This is a genomic window from Paenibacillus sp. J22R98, from assembly GCF_059383835.1.
Map to the genome: position 1 here is coordinate 469,132 of NZ_JBXENW010000003.1, position 16,896 is coordinate 486,027.

Sequence of the window (16,896 nt, forward strand, 5' to 3'; positions counted from 1 at the left end):
AATACTAGTCAAGTAATCCTTATTTTAGCCTTTGCATCTCCAAGATGAGTACATTTCATGAATTCCATATCGATATGAGATGAAACTAATATCAAAAAAGGTGGCTTTTTAGGCTAAAAAAATAGGAAACACATGACGAAACGTGTTACAATACTTATGGTTTTGTGTACATACGTAGGATTTGACTGCGGATAGGAGGATTTTCGTCAATGAATATCCATGAGTATCAGGGTAAACAACTGCTTAAGCAGTATGGGGTTGCCGTACCGGAAGGTAAAGTGGCGTTCTCTGTCGATGAAGCGGTGGCAGCAGCAGAAGCGCTGGGCACACCGGTTGTCGTTGTAAAAGCGCAAATTCATGCAGGCGGCCGCGGTAAAGCGGGCGGCGTTAAAGTTGCCAAAAATTTGGATGAGGTTCGCACTTATGCCAGCCAAATTCTGGGCAAAGTTCTCGTAACCCACCAAACGGGTCCTGAAGGTAAAGAAGTTAAGCGCCTGCTTATCGAGCAAGGCTGCGACATCAAGAAAGAGTACTACATCGGTCTAGTTGTTGACCGCGTGACCGGACGGATCGTCATGATGGCATCCGAAGAGGGCGGCACGGAGATCGAAGAAGTAGCTGAGCACTCGCCGGAGAAGATTTTCAAAGAAGTTATCGACCCTGCTGTCGGCCTTCAAGTATTCCAAGCGCGTAAGCTGGCTTACTCCATCAACATTCCGAACGAATTGGTCGGCAAAGCAGCTAAATTCATGCTGTCTCTGTATGCGGCTTTCGTAGAGAAGGACTGCTCCATTGCAGAAATCAATCCGCTCGTCGTAACAGGCGACGGCAACGTTATGGCGCTTGACGCCAAGCTGAACTTCGATTCCAATGCCTTGTACCGTCATAAAGACATCTTAGAGCTTCGTGATTTGGATGAAGAGGATGAGAAGGAAATTCAAGCGTCCAAGTTTGATCTGAGCTACATCGCACTCGATGGCAACATCGGTTGTATGGTTAACGGCGCAGGTCTTGCAATGGCGACAATGGATATTATCAAGTACTACGGCGGCGACCCTGCTAACTTCCTGGACGTAGGGGGCGGTGCGACCAAAGAGAAAGTTACGGAAGCGTTCAAAATCATCCTCTCCGATGAGAAGGTGAAGGGCATTTTCGTTAACATTTTCGGCGGTATCATGAAATGCGATATTATCGCAGACGGTGTTATTTCAGCGGCTAAAGAGCTCGGTCTTGACCGTCCGCTTGTTGTTCGCTTGGAAGGCACTAACGTTGAACTGGGCAAGAAAATGTTGAACGAATCCGGACTAAACATCGTGGCTGCAGACTCTATGGCCGACGGTGCACAAAAAATCGTCGCGCTTGTAAAGTAAGACTTAATTGTCGCACTTTACGCGGCATACGAATTCATTTAGGGGATGTGAGTTTCGATGAGCATTTTGGTAGGCAAAAACACAAAAGTCATTACCCAGGGTATTACTGGTGCCACAGGGTTGTTTCATGCGAAGGGCGCCCTGGAATACGGTACCCAAATGGTTGGCGGAGTTACGCCCGGTAAAGGCGGAAGCAATGTTGACATTACACTAGATAACGGAACAGTAGTTTCGCTTCCTGTATTCAATACGGTAGCAGACGCTGTTGCCAAAACAGGCGCTACAGCGTCCGTTATTTATGTTCCGCCTGCATTCGCGGCAGACTCCATTTTGGAAGCTGTTGATGCGGAGCTAGACCTGGTTATCTGTATTACAGAAGGTATTCCGGTTATCGACATGATTAAAGTAACACGGTACATGGAAGGCCGTAAAACGCGCCTGATCGGACCGAACTGCCCAGGCGTTATTACGCCGGGTGAATGCAAAATCGGCATCATGCCGGGCTATATTCATACAAAAGGCCATGTAGGCGTTGTTTCCCGCAGCGGAACGCTCACTTACGAGGCTGTTCATCAGCTGACTACTCGCGGAATCGGTCAATCCTCCGCGGTAGGTATCGGCGGCGACCCTGTTAAAGGCTCGGAATTCATTGATATCTTGAACATGTTCAATGAAGATCCGGATACTTACGCTGTCATCATGATCGGTGAAATCGGCGGCTCTGCTGAAGAAGAAGCGGCGGAGTGGGTTAAAGCGAACATGAAGAAACCGGTTGTTGGCTTCATCGGCGGCGCAACTGCACCTCCGGGCAAACGGATGGGACATGCAGGCGCGATTATTTCCGGCGGTAAAGGAACAGCAGCTGAGAAAATCGCAACGCTTGAGAAATGCGGCATTCGCGTAGCACCAACGCCTTCCGAAATGGGTTCTACCCTTGTAAGTGTTCTGGAAGAGCGCGGCATGCTCGAGAAATGCAAAACGCACTAAGAGCTTCTTAACACAATAGCTTCAAATAAAGGTAAGCAACCTTTCGATTTGCCCGCTATGGGCTTTCGGAGGGTTGCTTTTTTTCATTTATCAGACCGGTTGGCTTGCATTCTCCTTGCAGCAGGGTCACAATAAGGAAGAATGCGGGCCGTCATTCGAAAGGACGGTGCATTATTAATGAAGGAATATATTCAAGAGCGCGAAATCCTGCTTACGTTACATGAAACACCAGGCATAGGCTGGCAGTCAGTACGTAAAGCTGTGGAGTATGGAGAATGGCGGTTATACGAGCGATTTTCGCCCGAAGCTTGGGTGTCATCAGTCGGGTTAAAGCCGGATCAGGCTAAAGCGATTTCGAATGCGTTTGCAACGGTTAAGCCGGAAGAACGTAAGGAGAGGATGTCGAAGCTCGGCATTCAAGTGATTACGTGGTTCGATGAAAACTATCCCAAACTACTGCGTGAGATACCTCAGCCTCCTTGGGTCCTATACGCAATTGGTCGAATGGAGCTCTTGAATCAGCATGCAATTGCCATTGTAGGAACAAGAGGACCGACAGCTTATGGCCGCAAAACAGCTTTTGACCTAGCTAGGAAGCTCTCTGAGCGAGGATTAACCGTCGTTAGCGGAATGGCGAGGGGAATAGATGCATTAGCCCATGAAGGCGCGCTGGAGGCCGTTGGAAGCACGGTTGCAGTTTTAGGCACCCCCGTGGATCGAATATATCCTTTAGATAACCGCGGGCTCTACGAGCAAATTGTGAGAAATGGCGTCGTTATTTCGGAAGTTTCCCCGGGTACGCCCTTTCATCCTGGATTGTTTCCGCTGCGAAATCGCATTATAGCCGGACTTTCATTAGGGACCGTAGTAGTAGAAGCGGCTGAGCGGAGCGGGTCATTGATAACAGCCGACCAGGCGCTCGACATGTCGCGGGACGTATTTGCCGTTCCGGGTCCGATCTCTTCGCCGAAGAGTGCGGGGACAAACGGGCTGATTCGCCAAGGGGCTAAGCTTATCTCATCAGTCCAAGATATTTTGGAGGACTATGAAGGACTGCTCCCGCTACTTGAAATATCGAAGGCGCAACTAGGGTTAAAATCTGAATTGCAAGACGTGAATTTGGATGAGAATGAAGTCGTTTTACTTCAATTCTTACAGGATGGTCCTCTATCTATTGACCGTCTGCATGAGCTTTCATCCTTTCCTTTTGGACTTTTGCATTCAGTTCTGATAAATTTATCTATAAAACGGAAGATTGAACAGCATCCAGGTTCCATATATAGTGTAATGTAGCATGCATTGGAGAGGAGGGCGCATCTATGGCAGATTCACTTGTCATCGTCGAGTCACCGGCAAAGGCGAAAACAATCGGCAAATATCTAGGAAGCAAATTCATCGTTAAAGCATCGATGGGTCATATCCGAGATTTGCCGAAGAGCCAAATCGGTGTAGAAGTCGAGAATGATTTTAACCCCAAATATATAACCATTCGTGGAAAAGGGAGCGTCCTGAAAGAATTAAAAGACGCCTCCAAAAAAGTGAAAAAAGTCTATCTCGCAGCTGACCCGGATCGCGAGGGTGAAGCGATTGCGTGGCATTTGGCACACTATCTGGAGATAGATGAGAGCGACTCCTGCCGAGTCGTATTTAATGAGATTACGAAACAGGCAGTGAAAGACGCCTTTAAAACACCAAGACCGATTAATATGGATCTGGTAAATGCCCAACAGGCGCGCCGGATACTTGATCGTCTGGTCGGATATAAGATCAGCCCGCTGCTGTGGAAGAAAGTGAAGAAGGGGCTGTCTGCGGGACGGGTGCAGTCCGTTGCCGTAAAGCTGATTATCGATCGGGAGAATGAGATTGATGCCTTTGTTCCCGAAGAATATTGGTCGATTACAGCTCAACTGAAACAAGGCTCCACGACTTTCGAAGCGAAGTATCATTCTCTTAATGGCGGCAAGCGCGAGCTTGGCAACGAAGCGGATGTGCAAGAAGTACTGCAAGCTATGGGCTCTTCCGCGTTCACGGTCAGTGAAGTGAAAGAGAAGGAGCGCCAGCGCAATCCGGCAGCTCCGTTCATTACAAGCTCGCTTCAACAGGAAGCTGCGCGTAAGCTAGGTTTCCGTGCTTCCAAGACGATGTCAGTTGCCCAGCAGCTTTATGAAGGGGTTGACCTCGGTAAAGAAGGGACAGTCGGTCTCATCACTTATATGAGAACGGATTCTACTCGAATTTCGACGATCGCCCAAGAGGAAGCGAAAGCTTATATAGAAGAGAAATATGGAGCTGCATTCGCGCCAGAGCAACCACGCGTTTATGTGAAGAAGAACAGCAATGCTCAGGATGCGCATGAGGCGGTTCGTCCGACATCAGTGCTCCGCGATCCGGACTCGATGAAAGAGTTTTTGAGCCGTGATCAATTCCGATTGTATAAGCTTGTTTGGGAACGTTTTGTAGCGAGTCAAATGTCTTCTGCCGTGCTGGATACGATGACAGTCGACTTTAACGTCGGTAATGGCGCCGTGTTCCGGGCCGTAGGATCCAAAGTGAAATTCCATGGTTTTATGAAAATCTATGTCGAAGGCAACGATGATGGCACGACGGATGAAGAGAAGTTTCTTCCGCCACTGTCAGCAGGCAATGTCGTCGGTACGGAATCCGTAGAACAGAAGCAGCATTTCACGCAGCCGCCTCCGCGTTATTCGGAAGCACGTCTTGTGCGGATGATGGAGGAAGTGGGCATCGGACGCCCAAGTACGTATGCGCCAACGCTTGAAACGATCCAGAAGCGCGGCTATGTGGCCATCGAAGAGAAGAAATTCATTCCGACGGAACTGGGCGAACTGGTCATTCAGATGATGGAAGAGTTCTTCCCGGAAATTCTGGATGCAGAGTTTACGGCGCACATGGAAGATGACCTTGACCATGTGGAAGACGGGAAAGAAGACTGGGTGAAAGTGCTGGCTAATTTCTACACCTCGTTCGAGAAGCGGCTTGAGGTTGCTGAAGAAGAGATGAAGGAAGTTGAGCTGCAAGATGAAATATCTGATGAGCTTTGCGAGAAATGCGGCCGTCATTTGGTTTACAAAATGGGCCGATTCGGCAAGTTCCTGGCTTGCTCCGGATTCCCGGATTGCCGCAATACGAAGCCGATCGTCAAAGATATCGGTGTTGCTTGTCCCAAATGTGCGGAAGGGAAAATTATTGAACGCCGCAGTAAGAAGGGACGTTACTTTTACGGCTGCGATCAGTACCCTGGCTGCGATTACGTGTCATGGGATAAACCGACTACAAAGCCATGTCCGCAATGCAACAGCTTGATGGTAGAGAAGCGGAATCGCAGCGGTGCGAAGCTAGCTTGCACGCAGTGTGAATATAATGAAGAGGTACCTGAGGAGCAAGAACCGGCTGAGGGTTAAGATTGAAAGGATGGTAAGTTCATTGTCAGAATTACAACGTGTGACAGTCATCGGCGCAGGTCTTGCAGGCAGCGAGGCTGCTTGGCAAATTGCTTCGCAAGGAGTGCCTGTTACGCTTTACGAGATGAGACCGGCGACGAAAACGCCGGCTCACCATACGAATAACTTTGCCGAACTGGTATGCAGCAACAGCTTGCGTGCAAACGGGCTGGCAAACGCAGTTGGCGTACTTAAAGAAGAAATGCGCAGAATGAATTCTTTGATCCTGGATTGCGCGGATCGCAATGCGGTTCCTGCAGGCGGAGCGCTTGCCGTTGACCGTGACGGCTTCTCAGGCGATGTGACAAGGATTTTGAAAGAGCATCCGCTGATTGATGTGCGGACGGAAGAAATGACGGAAATTCCGACGGAGGGTATCGTTTTAATTGCGACAGGACCTCTGACGGCACCGCGTTTATCCGCTCAAATTCAAGAGCTGTTAGGTCAAGAATATTTCTATTTCTATGATGCAGCAGCTCCGATCGTGGAGAAAGATTCTATCGACATGTCGAAGGTTTATCTTGCTTCCCGTTATGATAAGGGAGAAGCGGCTTATCTCAATTGTCCAATGACAGAAGAGGAGTTTGAGCGTTTCCACGAAGCTCTGACAACCGCTGAGACCGCCGAAGTAAAGGAATTTGAGAAAGAGCAGTATTTCGAAGGCTGCATGCCGATTGAGGTTATGGCTAGCCGGGGCAAGCAAACGGTATTATTCGGTCCTATGAAACCAGTGGGTCTAATAAACCCGCATACAGGCAAGCTGCCTCACGCTGTTGTTCAACTGCGTCAAGATAACGCAGCGGGCACACTGTACAACTTGGTTGGTTTCCAAACTCATCTTAAGTGGGGCGAGCAGAAGCGTGTGCTTTCCTTGATACCGGGATTGGAGAATGCGGAATTTGTTCGTTTCGGCGTCATGCACCGCAATACGTTCATCAATTCACCGAAATTGCTTCGTTCGACCTATCAAACGATCAGCCGCGACAATTTATTCTTTGCCGGTCAAATGACCGGAGTTGAAGGATATGTTGAATCTGCTGCTTCAGGTCTGATCGCGGGGTTAAATGCCGGTAGAGTAGCTCGCGGCTTAGAACCGCTAGTCTTCCCAGCAGATACTACGCTCGGCAGTATGGCGCAGTACATCACGACGGCAGACTTTAAGCATTTCCAGCCTATGAATGCGAACTTCGGCTTATTTCCGCCGCTTGAGAAGCGGATGCGCAGCAAGAAGGATAAGAACGATGCGATTGCTAATCGCGCGCTGGAGCAGCTTGCTCGTTTCAAAGAAGAGCAGCTGGGCTATCCGGCCGAGCCTGTGCAAGTTGAGGCAGAAACGGTCATAGAGTAAACCATACAACCAGAACAGGCAAAAGAGCAGCGGCTTCGATCGATTCCTCGGCCGCTGCTTCCTTTTTGCATCTATAGGTTTCACGGGAATTTTTGCAAAACTCAAGCTATTCTAACGAAGTAGTTTTGTTATCGTTATCTGAAAGATTATGTCTTCGCGAAACGTATGCCTATCCTTATGAAGCAGTTTCGCGTATGCGAGACTTTTAGGAGGTTGTTACTAATGGAAATGCAATTTCATGCGACAACGATCTGTGCAGTTCGGCACAATGGAAAAGGTGCTATTGCCGGCGACGGACAAGTCACGTTTGGTAATAGTATGGTCATGAAGCACCATGCGAAGAAGGTTCGCCGTCTGTATCGCGGGCAAGTTATTGCTGGTTTTGCCGGATCGGTTGCTGACGCGATTGCCCTCTTCGAGAAGTTTGAAGGGAAGCTGGAGGAGCATCACGGAAACCTACAACGGGCTGCTGTAGAGCTTGCGAAGGATTGGCGCTCTGACCGCGTGCTGCGTAAACTGGAAGCCATGATGATCGTGATGGATGCGACGGGTTTGCTGCTCATTTCGGGCGGCGGGGAGATTATTGAGCCGGATGATGGTATTTTGGCTATTGGCTCAGGCGGTAGTTTTGCGCTTGCAGCAGCTAGAGCACTCTATCAGCATGCACCTCAGCTCGAGGCAAAGGATATGGTTAAATCAGCGCTTGAGATCGCAGCTGATATTTGCGTGTTCACAAACCGGAATATTATTGTGGAAGAAATAGGCTAATTTACGCGTTCATTACGGACTCATTTGGAGGGATCGGAAATGTCAAATGAAGCTATGACACCGAAGCAAATTGTGACGGAGCTTGATAAATATATCGTAGGTCAGAAGCCGGCCAAACGGTCAGTGGCAGTAGCGCTGCGTAACCGTTACCGGAGAAGTCGTCTGGATGAAGCGATTAGAGACGAAATCGTGCCGAAGAATATTTTGATGATCGGACCTACCGGCGTTGGTAAAACTGAGATTGCAAGACGATTAGCGAAGCTGGTCAATGCACCGTTCGTTAAAGTGGAAGCAACGAAATTCACAGAAGTCGGCTATGTGGGGCGCGACGTAGAATCCATGGTCCGCGATCTCGTGGAAACCGCGATTCGGATGGTGAAGCAAGAAAGAACCGAGAAGGTAAAGGATAAAGCGGAGAAGCAGGCTAACGAGCGTATTGTCACTTTGCTTGTGCCGTCCGCGGCAAAACCTAAAAGCCAGAAGAATCCGCTGGAAATGCTATTTGGCAGCACCCAAGGCGCGAAAGAGCCGGAGGTCGAGCCGGAAGAATCTGCTTCGGTAATCGAAAGACGTAAGCAAGTAAAAGAACAACTGGCAGCCGGCAAACTTGAGAATGAGATGATTGAAATTGAGGTAGAGGATAACTCGCCGAATATGCTGGATATGCTTGCAGGGCAAGGTAACGAAGGCATGGGCATGGGCGCGAACATGCAGGAGCTGTTCGGGCAGCTGATGCCGAAGAAATCAAAGAAACGGAAGCTGCCTGTTAAGGAAGCCCGCAAGGCACTCACGCAGGAAGAAGCCAATAAACTAATCGATATGGACGACGTAATCACCGAATCGGTCAGCAGGGCAGAGCAGTCGGGCATTATTTTCATAGACGAAATTGACAAAATAGCGAGCTCCTCGCGAGGCTCAGGACCTGACGTGTCCCGGGAAGGCGTGCAGCGAGATATATTGCCGATTGTCGAAGGATCTACTGTGATGACAAAGTATGGCCCGGTGAAAACCGACTATGTGCTGTTTATTGCGGCAGGTGCTTTCCACATGGCTAAACCATCGGATTTAATTCCGGAACTTCAAGGGCGATTCCCGATTCGGGTTGAATTGACGAATCTAACCTTGGAAGATTTTGTTAAGATTTTAACTGAACCCAAAAACGCATTGACCAAACAATATACGGCCCTCTTGGAGACAGAAGGCATTACGATTACTTTCTCTGAGGAAGCGATTCGTGAGCTTGCATCGATTGCGGCTGAAGTAAATAAAAACACAGAAAATATTGGCGCGCGCCGACTTCATACGATTTTGGAGAAGCTGCTTGAAGATTTATCCTTTGAAGCGCCTGAGCTCTCTCTGGAGGAGCTGGTTATCACACCGGAGTATGTCCGTGAGAAATTAGGCAGCATTGCGAAAAATCGCGATTTAAGTCAATATATACTGTAAAGGACCGGTAAGGAAAGTAGGGGGCATAAGTTAATGATTTTATTGGCAAAAACAAGAACGCTTAATCGCCTGCTGCAGCGTGCGGCAGGCGGAGCGCTCAATTTTCGTGAAATGGCAGAGGTGCTCTGCACAACGATTCAAGCCGACGTGTTCGTCGTAAGCCGTAAAGGGAAAGTATTGGGCTGCGCGGCGGTAGGTCCATTCCAACATGAACAGCTGCGTGCACTACCAGTCGCAGATTTGCGGTTCTCTCTGGAAAGCAATGAACGATTCATGAATATGCAAGAAACGGTTAATAATGTGGCTCCGGATGAAGGCATCAGCGAGACTTTCCCAATGATGTCGGGTCAACGTAAGATGACCGTGGTTCCGATTGTTGGCGGACGTGAGCGCATCGGTACGCTGATTTTGCTGCGCAATGCTGAACCATTCGGTGATGACGAGTTAATTTTGGCAGAATACGGAAGTACGATAGTAGGCATGGAGATTTTGCGTGAGCGTGCAGAGGAAATCGAGCAGGAGGCCAGAAGCCGAACCGTTGTTGCTGTGGCAGTCGGTTCTCTTTCATTCAGTGAGCTTGAGGCTGTTGAACATATTTTCGAAGAATTGGATGGTAAAGAAGGTCTTCTTGTCGCTTCCAAAATTGCAGATCGTGTCGGAATCACACGTTCGGTGATCGTCAACGCACTTCGCAAATTGGAGAGTGCCGGCGTAATCGAAACACGTTCATTGGGAATGAAAGGTACTTACATTCGAATACTAAATACCCAGCTTCTCCAGGAGCTAAAAAAGAACAAAAATTAAAATATTAGACAGTTCCATTACAAATTCATTCATAAACCAGTACAATAATCCCAAATTAAGGTCCTATCTTCGACAAAGATAGGGCTTTTTTCTTATTGTAATAAATTAGGAAAGTGAGGAAGATTAACATGACGGAAAACTTCGACACAACTCTCTCATATTTTTAATAATTCTTTGTCGAATGAAGGAGGAATGAGAGGGATTCTGTTGAATTAAATATATTACACAAGATGGAAAGTGGGGTTTTTCAGTGAACCTGTTGAATGGCCCGGAATTCAGTCGATTACAGGGTGCTATGAATGCTGCAGAAATGCGCCAACGCATCATCTCCAACAATATAGCGAATGTAGATACGCCGAAATTCAAACGCTCTGAGGTTGTTTTCGAACAAATACTAGAGCAAAGCATGGGTGGTAATAAATTCCAGATTTCTGGAAAAAGAACAGATGTTCGTCACATTGCCATTGGTGCTTCATCCGCCGTTCCCGAAGCAAGAGTGATTACGGACGAATCGAGCGTGATGAACAACGACATAAACAATGTCGACATTGATCGAGAAATGTCGCTTCTTGCAAAAAATCAATTGAACTACAATTATTACGTTCAACAGATCAATCATGAAGTGAAAATGATGAGATTGGGCATCGAAGGGAGAGCTTGAGTATGAGGTTAACTAACGGATTTGATGCCAGTGCATCAGCATTAACTGCTCAGCGGCTCCGAATGGATGTCATTTCCTCGAATATTGCGAATGCGGAAACAACGAGAGCGAATTTTGTGAATGGTCGTTACGAACCTTACAAACGTAAACTGGTCGTGCTGGAACCGACTTCCCAATCGTTCGCGGATGTTCTAAACGGACAATTAAACGGTAGTAATTCATCCCCCGGTGTTAAGGCTTCTCGGATTATTGAAGATCAGACGCCATCAAAGCTGGTATACAATCCAAGCCATCCGGATGCGGATGAGAACGGATATGTGAAAATGCCAAACGTTGATGTGCTGAAAGAGATGGTGGATATGATCTCTGCCTCACGGTCATATGAAGCCAATGTAACCGCATTGAATGCCACAAAAGGTATGTTTATCAAAGCGCTTGAAATCGGTAAATAAACAGAGATAAAGCGGAGGGATACCATTGATTAACCCATTGTCGTTGAATATGCTGCAATCGCAAAATGTTAAACTCTTTGACTCAGGAATAGAGAAGAATGATGCAATTGCCCCATCTTCTGCTTCTGCTTCGGACATGACGAAATCGTTTAGTGATTTCCTGAAGAATGCATTGGATGGTGTAGGTGAACAAGAGAAGAACGTACATACAATGACTGATCAATACATGCTGGGTAATGTGGATATATCGCAAGTTATGGTTGCTTCACAGCAGGCTGAACTCGGCTTGCAGCTCACCTCACAAGTCCGCAACAAAGTGATTGAAGCCTATCAAGAGATTATGCGGATGCAAATCTAATAGCAGCACAATTGGCATTAGAGGATAACAGTGAGGTGAAATCGTGAGCGAGAAATTTGCCCAGTATCGAGCTAAGGTTGCTCAATATTGGAATGCAATGGAGAAGAGACAGAAGATTTGGCTGGGAGCCTCGGTTGGCGTACTTGTCCTAACAATTGTATTACTAACTATGATTTTCTCGAGAGTGAGTTATGAAGTCGCGTTTCGCGATTTGGATAGTACGGATGCCGCGGCTGTTATGGAATATTTGGACACGAACAAAATTCCTTACAAGCTTGAGAACGCCGGACAGAGTATCCTAGTTCCTGCTGCGGATGCCGCGAAGGTTAAAATCGAAGCAGGCTCGCAGGGGATTGTTCGTAACGGTTCAATCGGACTCGACATTTTCAATGATTCGAATCCATTTGGCGCTACGGATCGTGAATTTGATGTCAAATTAAGAAACGCATTGAACGGAGAAATTCAGCAGCTTCTTAACGGGATGCAAGGCGTTCAGAAATCGAATGTTCTTGTGACGATACCGAACGAATCTCCATTCATGACAGAAGAAGAGAAAGAGCAGTCTTCTGCAGCAATAACAATGACTTTCCGTCCGGGCTATCGACCGAGTCAGAAAGAAGTTGACGGCTACTACAATTTGGTGAAAAGCTCGATTCCTAATATCAAGATCGACAACATTACCATTTCAAGCCCCGAAGGCGAGCTTCTTGCATCGGATGAGATCGGCGGCGCAGCTTCAGGTGGAGATCTAATTGAGACACACTACCAGCTGCAGCGCAAATACGAGAATGATCTTAAACAAAAGATTCAAACATTCCTAGCTCCGATGGTCGGGATGGAAGATCTCGTAGTTAATGTTTCCAGCTCACTGAACTTCGAGAAGAAGGTTTCGGATCAGAATCTAGTGAGACCACTGGAGAACAATAATAATAACGGCATTGTTTTAAGTGAAACGGAGAATAACAAAACCGCGACCGGCGCAGGAGGAGCAGGCGGGGTTGCGGGGACCGGCGAAACGGATGTTCCGGGGTACACAGCAGATCAAGGAGCTGGCGGCACCTCAGAAGAAAACAATCGGATAACAAACTATGATTATGATAAGATACATAACCAAATCGAATCTGGGCCGTATGCCATTAAGGACTTATCTATTAGTATCGGCGTAGAGAAGAGTAAACTTAATGACGATTCGAAAAATGATATTAATAATTTCCTAACAAATTTGGTTCGTTCCCAATTGGTAGAGTCAGGCCAAGATGTAAATGATGACGTGTTAATGGCCAAAAAGGTTTCCATTATGGCGCAGACATTTGTTGACAATGGCAGTGCTTCTACTTCTGCAATCTTATCAACAGGTTGGTTAACTGCAATCGGACTTGCTGCACTAGCTATCATTGGCGGACTTGGTTATGTCGTTGTAAGACGCCGCAAACAAGCAGCACAAGCAGAAGAACTTGCAGCCAATCAGGCGAAAGTCGAATATCCGACAATCGATTTGGAAAGTGTCCAAAACGAAAGTCAAGTACGCAAGCAGCTTGAAACACTTGCCAAGCGCAAGCCTGAGGAATTTGTTAATTTGCTCCGGACTTGGCTTGTTGATGAATAGAGGTGGCCAGGGTGGCAAGGATGCATGGATTCAGCGGTCGTCAGAAAGCGGCAATTTTATTAATCTCGCTCGGGCCTGAAGTTTCCGCTCAAATCTTCAAACATTTGAGAGAAGAAGAAATTGAACAGCTGACGCTGGAAATCGCGAATGTTCGCAAGGTTGATACGCTGGACAAAGAAACGATTTTAAACGATTTTCATCAAATCTGTGTTGCTCAAGAATATATTTCGCAAGGCGGCATTACCTATGCTCGAGAAATTCTGGAGAAGGCGCTTGGCGAAAGCAAGGCAATGGAAGTTATCAACCGCTTAACTGCCACATTGCAAGTTCGTCCGTTCGATTTTGCCCGCAAGGCGGAGGCGAGCCAAATTCTCAACTTCATTCAGAACGAGAATTCGCAAACAATCGCTTTGGTGCTTTCTTATTTGCAAGCAGAGCAAGCTTCACAGATTCTATCTTCGTTACCGCAAGAGAAGCAAGCTGAAGTTGCTCGTCGTGTCGCACTTATGGATAGCACTTCGCCAGAAGTCATTTCGCAAGTGGAACGCATACTCGAACAGAAACTATCAGCTACCGTTACTCAAGATTACACAAGTGCAGGCGGTATTGAATCAATTGTTCAAATATTAAATGGCGTCGATCGGGGTACCGAGCGTACCATCTTGGATGCGCTTGAGATTCAAGATCCGGAACTTGCGGAAGAAATCAAGAAAAGAATGTTTGTCTTCGAAGATATCGTCAATATCGACAATCGCTCCATCCAGCGTATTATCCGTGATATCGAGAATGCCGACCTACAGCTTGCGCTTAAAGTTGCGAGCGAAGAAGTACGTGAAGCTATCTTCCGGAACATGTCCAAACGAATGGCTGAGACATTCAAGGAAGAGATGGAATACATGGGACCTGTCCGGCTGCGTGACGTTGAGGAAGCTCAAACGCGCATCGTAGCAACGATCCGCAGACTCGAAGAGTCCGGTGAAATCATCATCGCCCGCGGTGGAGGGGATGATATCATTGTCTAAGTTGTACAAATCTTCGCATGTCATTTCCGTAGAAGACTTAAAGCGGCTTGAATGGTATAACAAGTATATTCAAACGCCGGCTCCTGACGAACAGCAAAGCGAGCCTGCAGGGCCAAGTGTGGAAACACTTACCATGCGAGATCAAATCCTTGACGATGCTGAACAATTCGCTAAGCAGCGAATTCAAGAGACTGGCGAGCAAATTGAGATCATGCACGCAGAGGCTAACGCTCAAATCGACCAGTGGTGGTTGGAACGTCGTCTGCAGGACGAACAGCTGATGGAACAAATCCATCATGAAGGTTTTCAGCAGGGTTACCAGGAAGGCAAGGCACAAGCCGAAGCGGATGTGCAAGCGCACTGGGAAGTGATGCTGACTGAAGCCAGATCGATTCTCGATTCTGCCTATGACACAAAAGAACAAATCATTCAAGAAGCGGAACCGTTCGTCGTTGCGCTCAGCACGGCAATTGCAGAGAAGATCATTCAGAAGCAATTGACGATTGATCCGAACTGGTCACTTGATATTATTCGTAAGTCGCTCGAACGTCGCAGAGAGCAAGGTGTGATCACATTGTGCGTGTCACCTCTTCAGCTAACGTTCGTACAAGCCGCTCGTGAAGAATTATCGCTAGTGATAGATTCTCAAGCTGAATTACAAATTGTGCCGGATGTTTCGGTCAAGGAATTCGGTTGTGTGATCCGTTCTTCCTTTGGCAGCATCGATGCACGAATTGATACACAGTTGACCGAAATAAAACGTGAACTCATCCAATTAGCGCATCAAGCGGATGAACAAGGAGCGGCTGATGACTACTAATAGGTTGGATGTAGAGCGCTACATTGAACATTTACGTCCAATTGATCCTGTTCGCGTCAATGGTAAGGTCACACAGGTTATCGGGTTGACCGTAGAATCAGAAGGTCCGGATGCCAGCATCGGTGATGTTTGCTTGATCTATCCGGCAAAGTCTACTAAACCACTTAAGGCTGAGGTAGTAGGTTTCCGTAATAACAAGGTTATTCTAATGCCGCTGGGAGAGCTCCAATCCATTGGACCCGGCTGCGATGTAGTGGGTACAGGTAAACCTTTAACGGTGCAGGTCGGTTCCGATTTGCTAGGCAAAGTGTTAGATGGTCTCGGACAGCCGTTAGACGGTTCTTATATCTCGAGCCGAATGCCTCATCACTCTACTCATAATCTGCCGAGCAATCCACTTTCGAGACCGAGAGTAAAAGATCCGCTCAGCATTGGTGTTCGAGCGATCGACGGCTTGTTAACCGTAGGTCAAGGCCAGCGTGTCGGTATTTTTGCAGGCTCCGGCGTAGGGAAGAGCACGCTTCTCGGCATGGTCGCAAGAAACACTTCGGCTGACGTCAACGTAATTGCATTGATCGGTGAGCGTGGACGCGAAGTACTCGAGTTCATGGAGAAGGATCTTGGTCCAGAGGGACTCGCTCGTTCTGTAGTCATTGTTGCTACTTCAGATCAACCGGCACTCATCCGAATCAAAGGCGCGCTTATTGCGACGACCATTGCGGAATATTTCCGTGACCGAGGTCTGAATGTAATGCTCATGATGGATTCCGTCACCCGGTATGCAATGGCATTACGTGAGGTCGGACTAGCCATCGGCGAACCGCCTGCAACGAGAGGCTACACGCCGTCGGTGTTTGCAAACCTGCCTAAGCTGCTAGAACGTGCTGGAACAGGTGAACGAGGCTCCATTACAGCATTCTATACCGTCCTCGTTGATGGTGACGATATGAATGAGCCTATTGCCGACGCTGTTCGCGGTATTCTGGACGGTCATATCGTACTCAGCCGTGCTTTAGCACATAAAGGTCATTTTCCTGCGATCGACGTACTTCAATCGATTAGCCGGGTTATGAAGGAAATTGTGCCCGAAGAGCAGCAAGAGGCAGCTAATGAACTGAAACGTTTGCTCTCAATTTATAAAGATTCGGAAGACTTGATCAATATTGGGGCGTACCAACGAGGTTCTAACGAAAAAATTGATCAAGCCATCGATTCAATCGACAATATCTGGTCTTTTACGCGTCAGAAAACGAACGAAAAGGTTGGCTATGAGGAATCAAAAGAGAGGCTCATTCACGAATTTCATGCCTCAAACGGGAGATGAACTAGCTAGATGGCACGATTTCTTTACGCCTATCAAAAAATCGTCGACTTAAAAACAAGCGAGAAATCGCAAGCGGAATGGCAATTATCCGTTGTCGTCGGTGAGCTTCAGCATGAGGAACAATCACTCTTAAAGCTTCATCAGGATCGAGCAGAATGGAGCGACCGTTTGCAGCTTTCATCGAATCAGGCGGTGACGCTCTCGGAGCTTATGGTAATCCAAGAGTACATCGATTATCTGGATCTTTGCATTAAACAGAAAATGATGGATATCAAGAAAGCTGAAGCTGCCGTCGAAGTCAAACGGAATGAATTGTCTGAGCGAATGAAAGACGAGAAGGTATGGCAGAAATCGAAGGATAATGCGCGTCAGCGTTTCCAAGCCGATATGTTGCTTATCGAGCAGAATGAGCTTGATGAAATGGCATCTGTTCGTTTCATGTACGCAGCGCACTAACAGTTGAGACGTT

General features: G+C 47.5%; 16 protein-coding genes. All 16 read left to right on the forward strand.

Features of this window, described 5'->3' with window-relative positions; genetic code table 11:
- The first annotated feature begins 209 nt into the window (after positions 1–209).
- The 16 genes from sucC (at position 210) to fliJ (ending at position 16,883) form a co-directional block, all read left to right on the forward strand.
- Positions 210–1,370 carry an ADP-forming succinate--CoA ligase subunit beta gene (gene sucC / locus AC50Y3_RS12340; RefSeq protein ID WP_090976562.1) on the forward strand — a complete coding sequence of 387 codons (1,161 nt, stop codon included), beginning with the start codon at positions 210–212 and terminating at the stop codon, positions 1,368–1,370.
- A 57-nt stretch (positions 1,371–1,427) separates the two neighbouring features.
- Positions 1,428–2,357, forward strand: coding sequence for a succinate--CoA ligase subunit alpha (sucD, locus tag AC50Y3_RS12345; RefSeq protein ID WP_494819023.1), 930 nt, complete (start codon positions 1,428–1,430; stop codon positions 2,355–2,357).
- Positions 2,358–2,534: 177 nt separating this feature from the next.
- A complete protein-coding gene (gene dprA, locus AC50Y3_RS12350; protein WP_494819024.1) occupies positions 2,535–3,650 on the forward strand; it encodes a DNA-processing protein DprA in 1,116 nt (371 codons plus the stop codon).
- Positions 3,651–3,676: 26 nt separating this feature from the next.
- Positions 3,677–5,779, forward strand: a complete 2,103-nt coding sequence (gene topA, locus AC50Y3_RS12355) for a type I DNA topoisomerase (protein ID WP_494819025.1) — start codon at positions 3,677–3,679, stop codon at positions 5,777–5,779.
- Between the two features lie 10 nt (positions 5,780–5,789).
- Positions 5,790–7,166, forward strand: a complete 1,377-nt coding sequence (gene trmFO, locus AC50Y3_RS12360; RefSeq protein ID WP_494819026.1) for an FADH(2)-oxidizing methylenetetrahydrofolate--tRNA-(uracil(54)-C(5))-methyltransferase TrmFO — start codon at positions 5,790–5,792, stop codon at positions 7,164–7,166.
- Positions 7,167–7,388: 222 nt separating this feature from the next.
- Positions 7,389–7,934: an ATP-dependent protease subunit HslV gene (gene hslV, locus AC50Y3_RS12365; RefSeq protein ID WP_090976555.1), complete on the forward strand. Its 546-nt coding sequence runs from the start codon at positions 7,389–7,391 to the stop codon at positions 7,932–7,934.
- Positions 7,935–7,973: 39 nt separating this feature from the next.
- Positions 7,974–9,380, forward strand: a complete 1,407-nt coding sequence (hslU, locus tag AC50Y3_RS12370; RefSeq protein ID WP_494819027.1) for an ATP-dependent protease ATPase subunit HslU — start codon at positions 7,974–7,976, stop codon at positions 9,378–9,380.
- Positions 9,381–9,413: 33 nt separating this feature from the next.
- Positions 9,414–10,184 carry a GTP-sensing pleiotropic transcriptional regulator CodY gene (gene codY, locus AC50Y3_RS12375; protein ID WP_494819028.1) on the forward strand — a complete coding sequence of 257 codons (771 nt, stop codon included), beginning with the start codon at positions 9,414–9,416 and terminating at the stop codon, positions 10,182–10,184.
- 250 nt (positions 10,185–10,434) lie between these two features.
- Positions 10,435–10,845 (forward strand): flagellar basal body rod protein FlgB, encoded by a 411-nt coding sequence (gene flgB / locus AC50Y3_RS12380; protein WP_494819029.1) that lies wholly within the window; start codon positions 10,435–10,437, stop codon positions 10,843–10,845.
- 2 nt (positions 10,846–10,847) lie between these two features.
- A complete protein-coding gene (gene flgC, locus AC50Y3_RS12385; protein ID WP_494819030.1) occupies positions 10,848–11,297 on the forward strand; it encodes a flagellar basal body rod protein FlgC in 450 nt (149 codons plus the stop codon).
- A 49-nt stretch (positions 11,298–11,346) separates the two neighbouring features.
- Complete coding sequence (gene fliE, locus AC50Y3_RS12390) at positions 11,347–11,655, forward strand: flagellar hook-basal body complex protein FliE (protein WP_494819245.1); 309 nt, start codon at positions 11,347–11,349, stop codon at positions 11,653–11,655.
- 43 nt (positions 11,656–11,698) lie between these two features.
- Complete coding sequence (fliF, locus tag AC50Y3_RS12395) at positions 11,699–13,261, forward strand: flagellar basal-body MS-ring/collar protein FliF (RefSeq protein WP_494819031.1); 1,563 nt, start codon at positions 11,699–11,701, stop codon at positions 13,259–13,261.
- A gap of 20 nt (positions 13,262–13,281) precedes the next feature.
- Positions 13,282–14,283 (forward strand): flagellar motor switch protein FliG, encoded by a 1,002-nt coding sequence (gene fliG, locus AC50Y3_RS12400; protein ID WP_091218765.1) that lies wholly within the window; start codon positions 13,282–13,284, stop codon positions 14,281–14,283.
- Entirely contained in the window at positions 14,276–15,103 is an 828-nt protein-coding gene (locus AC50Y3_RS12405) for a FliH/SctL family protein (protein ID WP_494819032.1), read from the forward strand. The genes fliG and AC50Y3_RS12405 overlap by 8 nt, the downstream gene beginning before the upstream one ends.
- A complete protein-coding gene (gene fliI / locus AC50Y3_RS12410; protein WP_494819033.1) occupies positions 15,093–16,427 on the forward strand; it encodes a flagellar protein export ATPase FliI in 1,335 nt (444 codons plus the stop codon). The genes AC50Y3_RS12405 and fliI overlap by 11 nt, the downstream gene beginning before the upstream one ends.
- Positions 16,428–16,436: 9 nt before the next feature.
- Positions 16,437–16,883: a flagellar export protein FliJ gene (fliJ, locus tag AC50Y3_RS12415; RefSeq protein ID WP_494819034.1), complete on the forward strand. Its 447-nt coding sequence runs from the start codon at positions 16,437–16,439 to the stop codon at positions 16,881–16,883.
- Positions 16,884–16,896 lie beyond the last annotated feature (13 nt).

Coding starts and splice junctions, on each gene's coding strand:
- flgC (WP_494819030.1), top strand. CDS start 10,848: ATGAGGTTAACTAACGGATTTGATGCCAGTGCATCAGCATTAACTGCT.
- sucC (WP_090976562.1), top strand. CDS start 210: ATGAATATCCATGAGTATCAGGGTAAACAACTGCTTAAGCAGTATGGG.
- hslV (WP_090976555.1), top strand. CDS start 7,389: ATGGAAATGCAATTTCATGCGACAACGATCTGTGCAGTTCGGCACAAT.
- hslU (WP_494819027.1), top strand. CDS start 7,974: ATGTCAAATGAAGCTATGACACCGAAGCAAATTGTGACGGAGCTTGAT.
- sucD (WP_494819023.1), top strand. CDS start 1,428: ATGAGCATTTTGGTAGGCAAAAACACAAAAGTCATTACCCAGGGTATT.
- fliE (WP_494819245.1), top strand. CDS start 11,347: ATGCTGCAATCGCAAAATGTTAAACTCTTTGACTCAGGAATAGAGAAG.
- trmFO (WP_494819026.1), top strand. CDS start 5,790: ATGGTAAGTTCATTGTCAGAATTACAACGTGTGACAGTCATCGGCGCA.
- fliI (WP_494819033.1), top strand. CDS start 15,093: ATGACTACTAATAGGTTGGATGTAGAGCGCTACATTGAACATTTACGT.
- topA (WP_494819025.1), top strand. CDS start 3,677: ATGGCAGATTCACTTGTCATCGTCGAGTCACCGGCAAAGGCGAAAACA.
- fliJ (WP_494819034.1), top strand. CDS start 16,437: ATGGCACGATTTCTTTACGCCTATCAAAAAATCGTCGACTTAAAAACA.
- fliG (WP_091218765.1), top strand. CDS start 13,282: ATGCATGGATTCAGCGGTCGTCAGAAAGCGGCAATTTTATTAATCTCG.
- dprA (WP_494819024.1), top strand. CDS start 2,535: ATGAAGGAATATATTCAAGAGCGCGAAATCCTGCTTACGTTACATGAA.
- codY (WP_494819028.1), top strand. CDS start 9,414: ATGATTTTATTGGCAAAAACAAGAACGCTTAATCGCCTGCTGCAGCGT.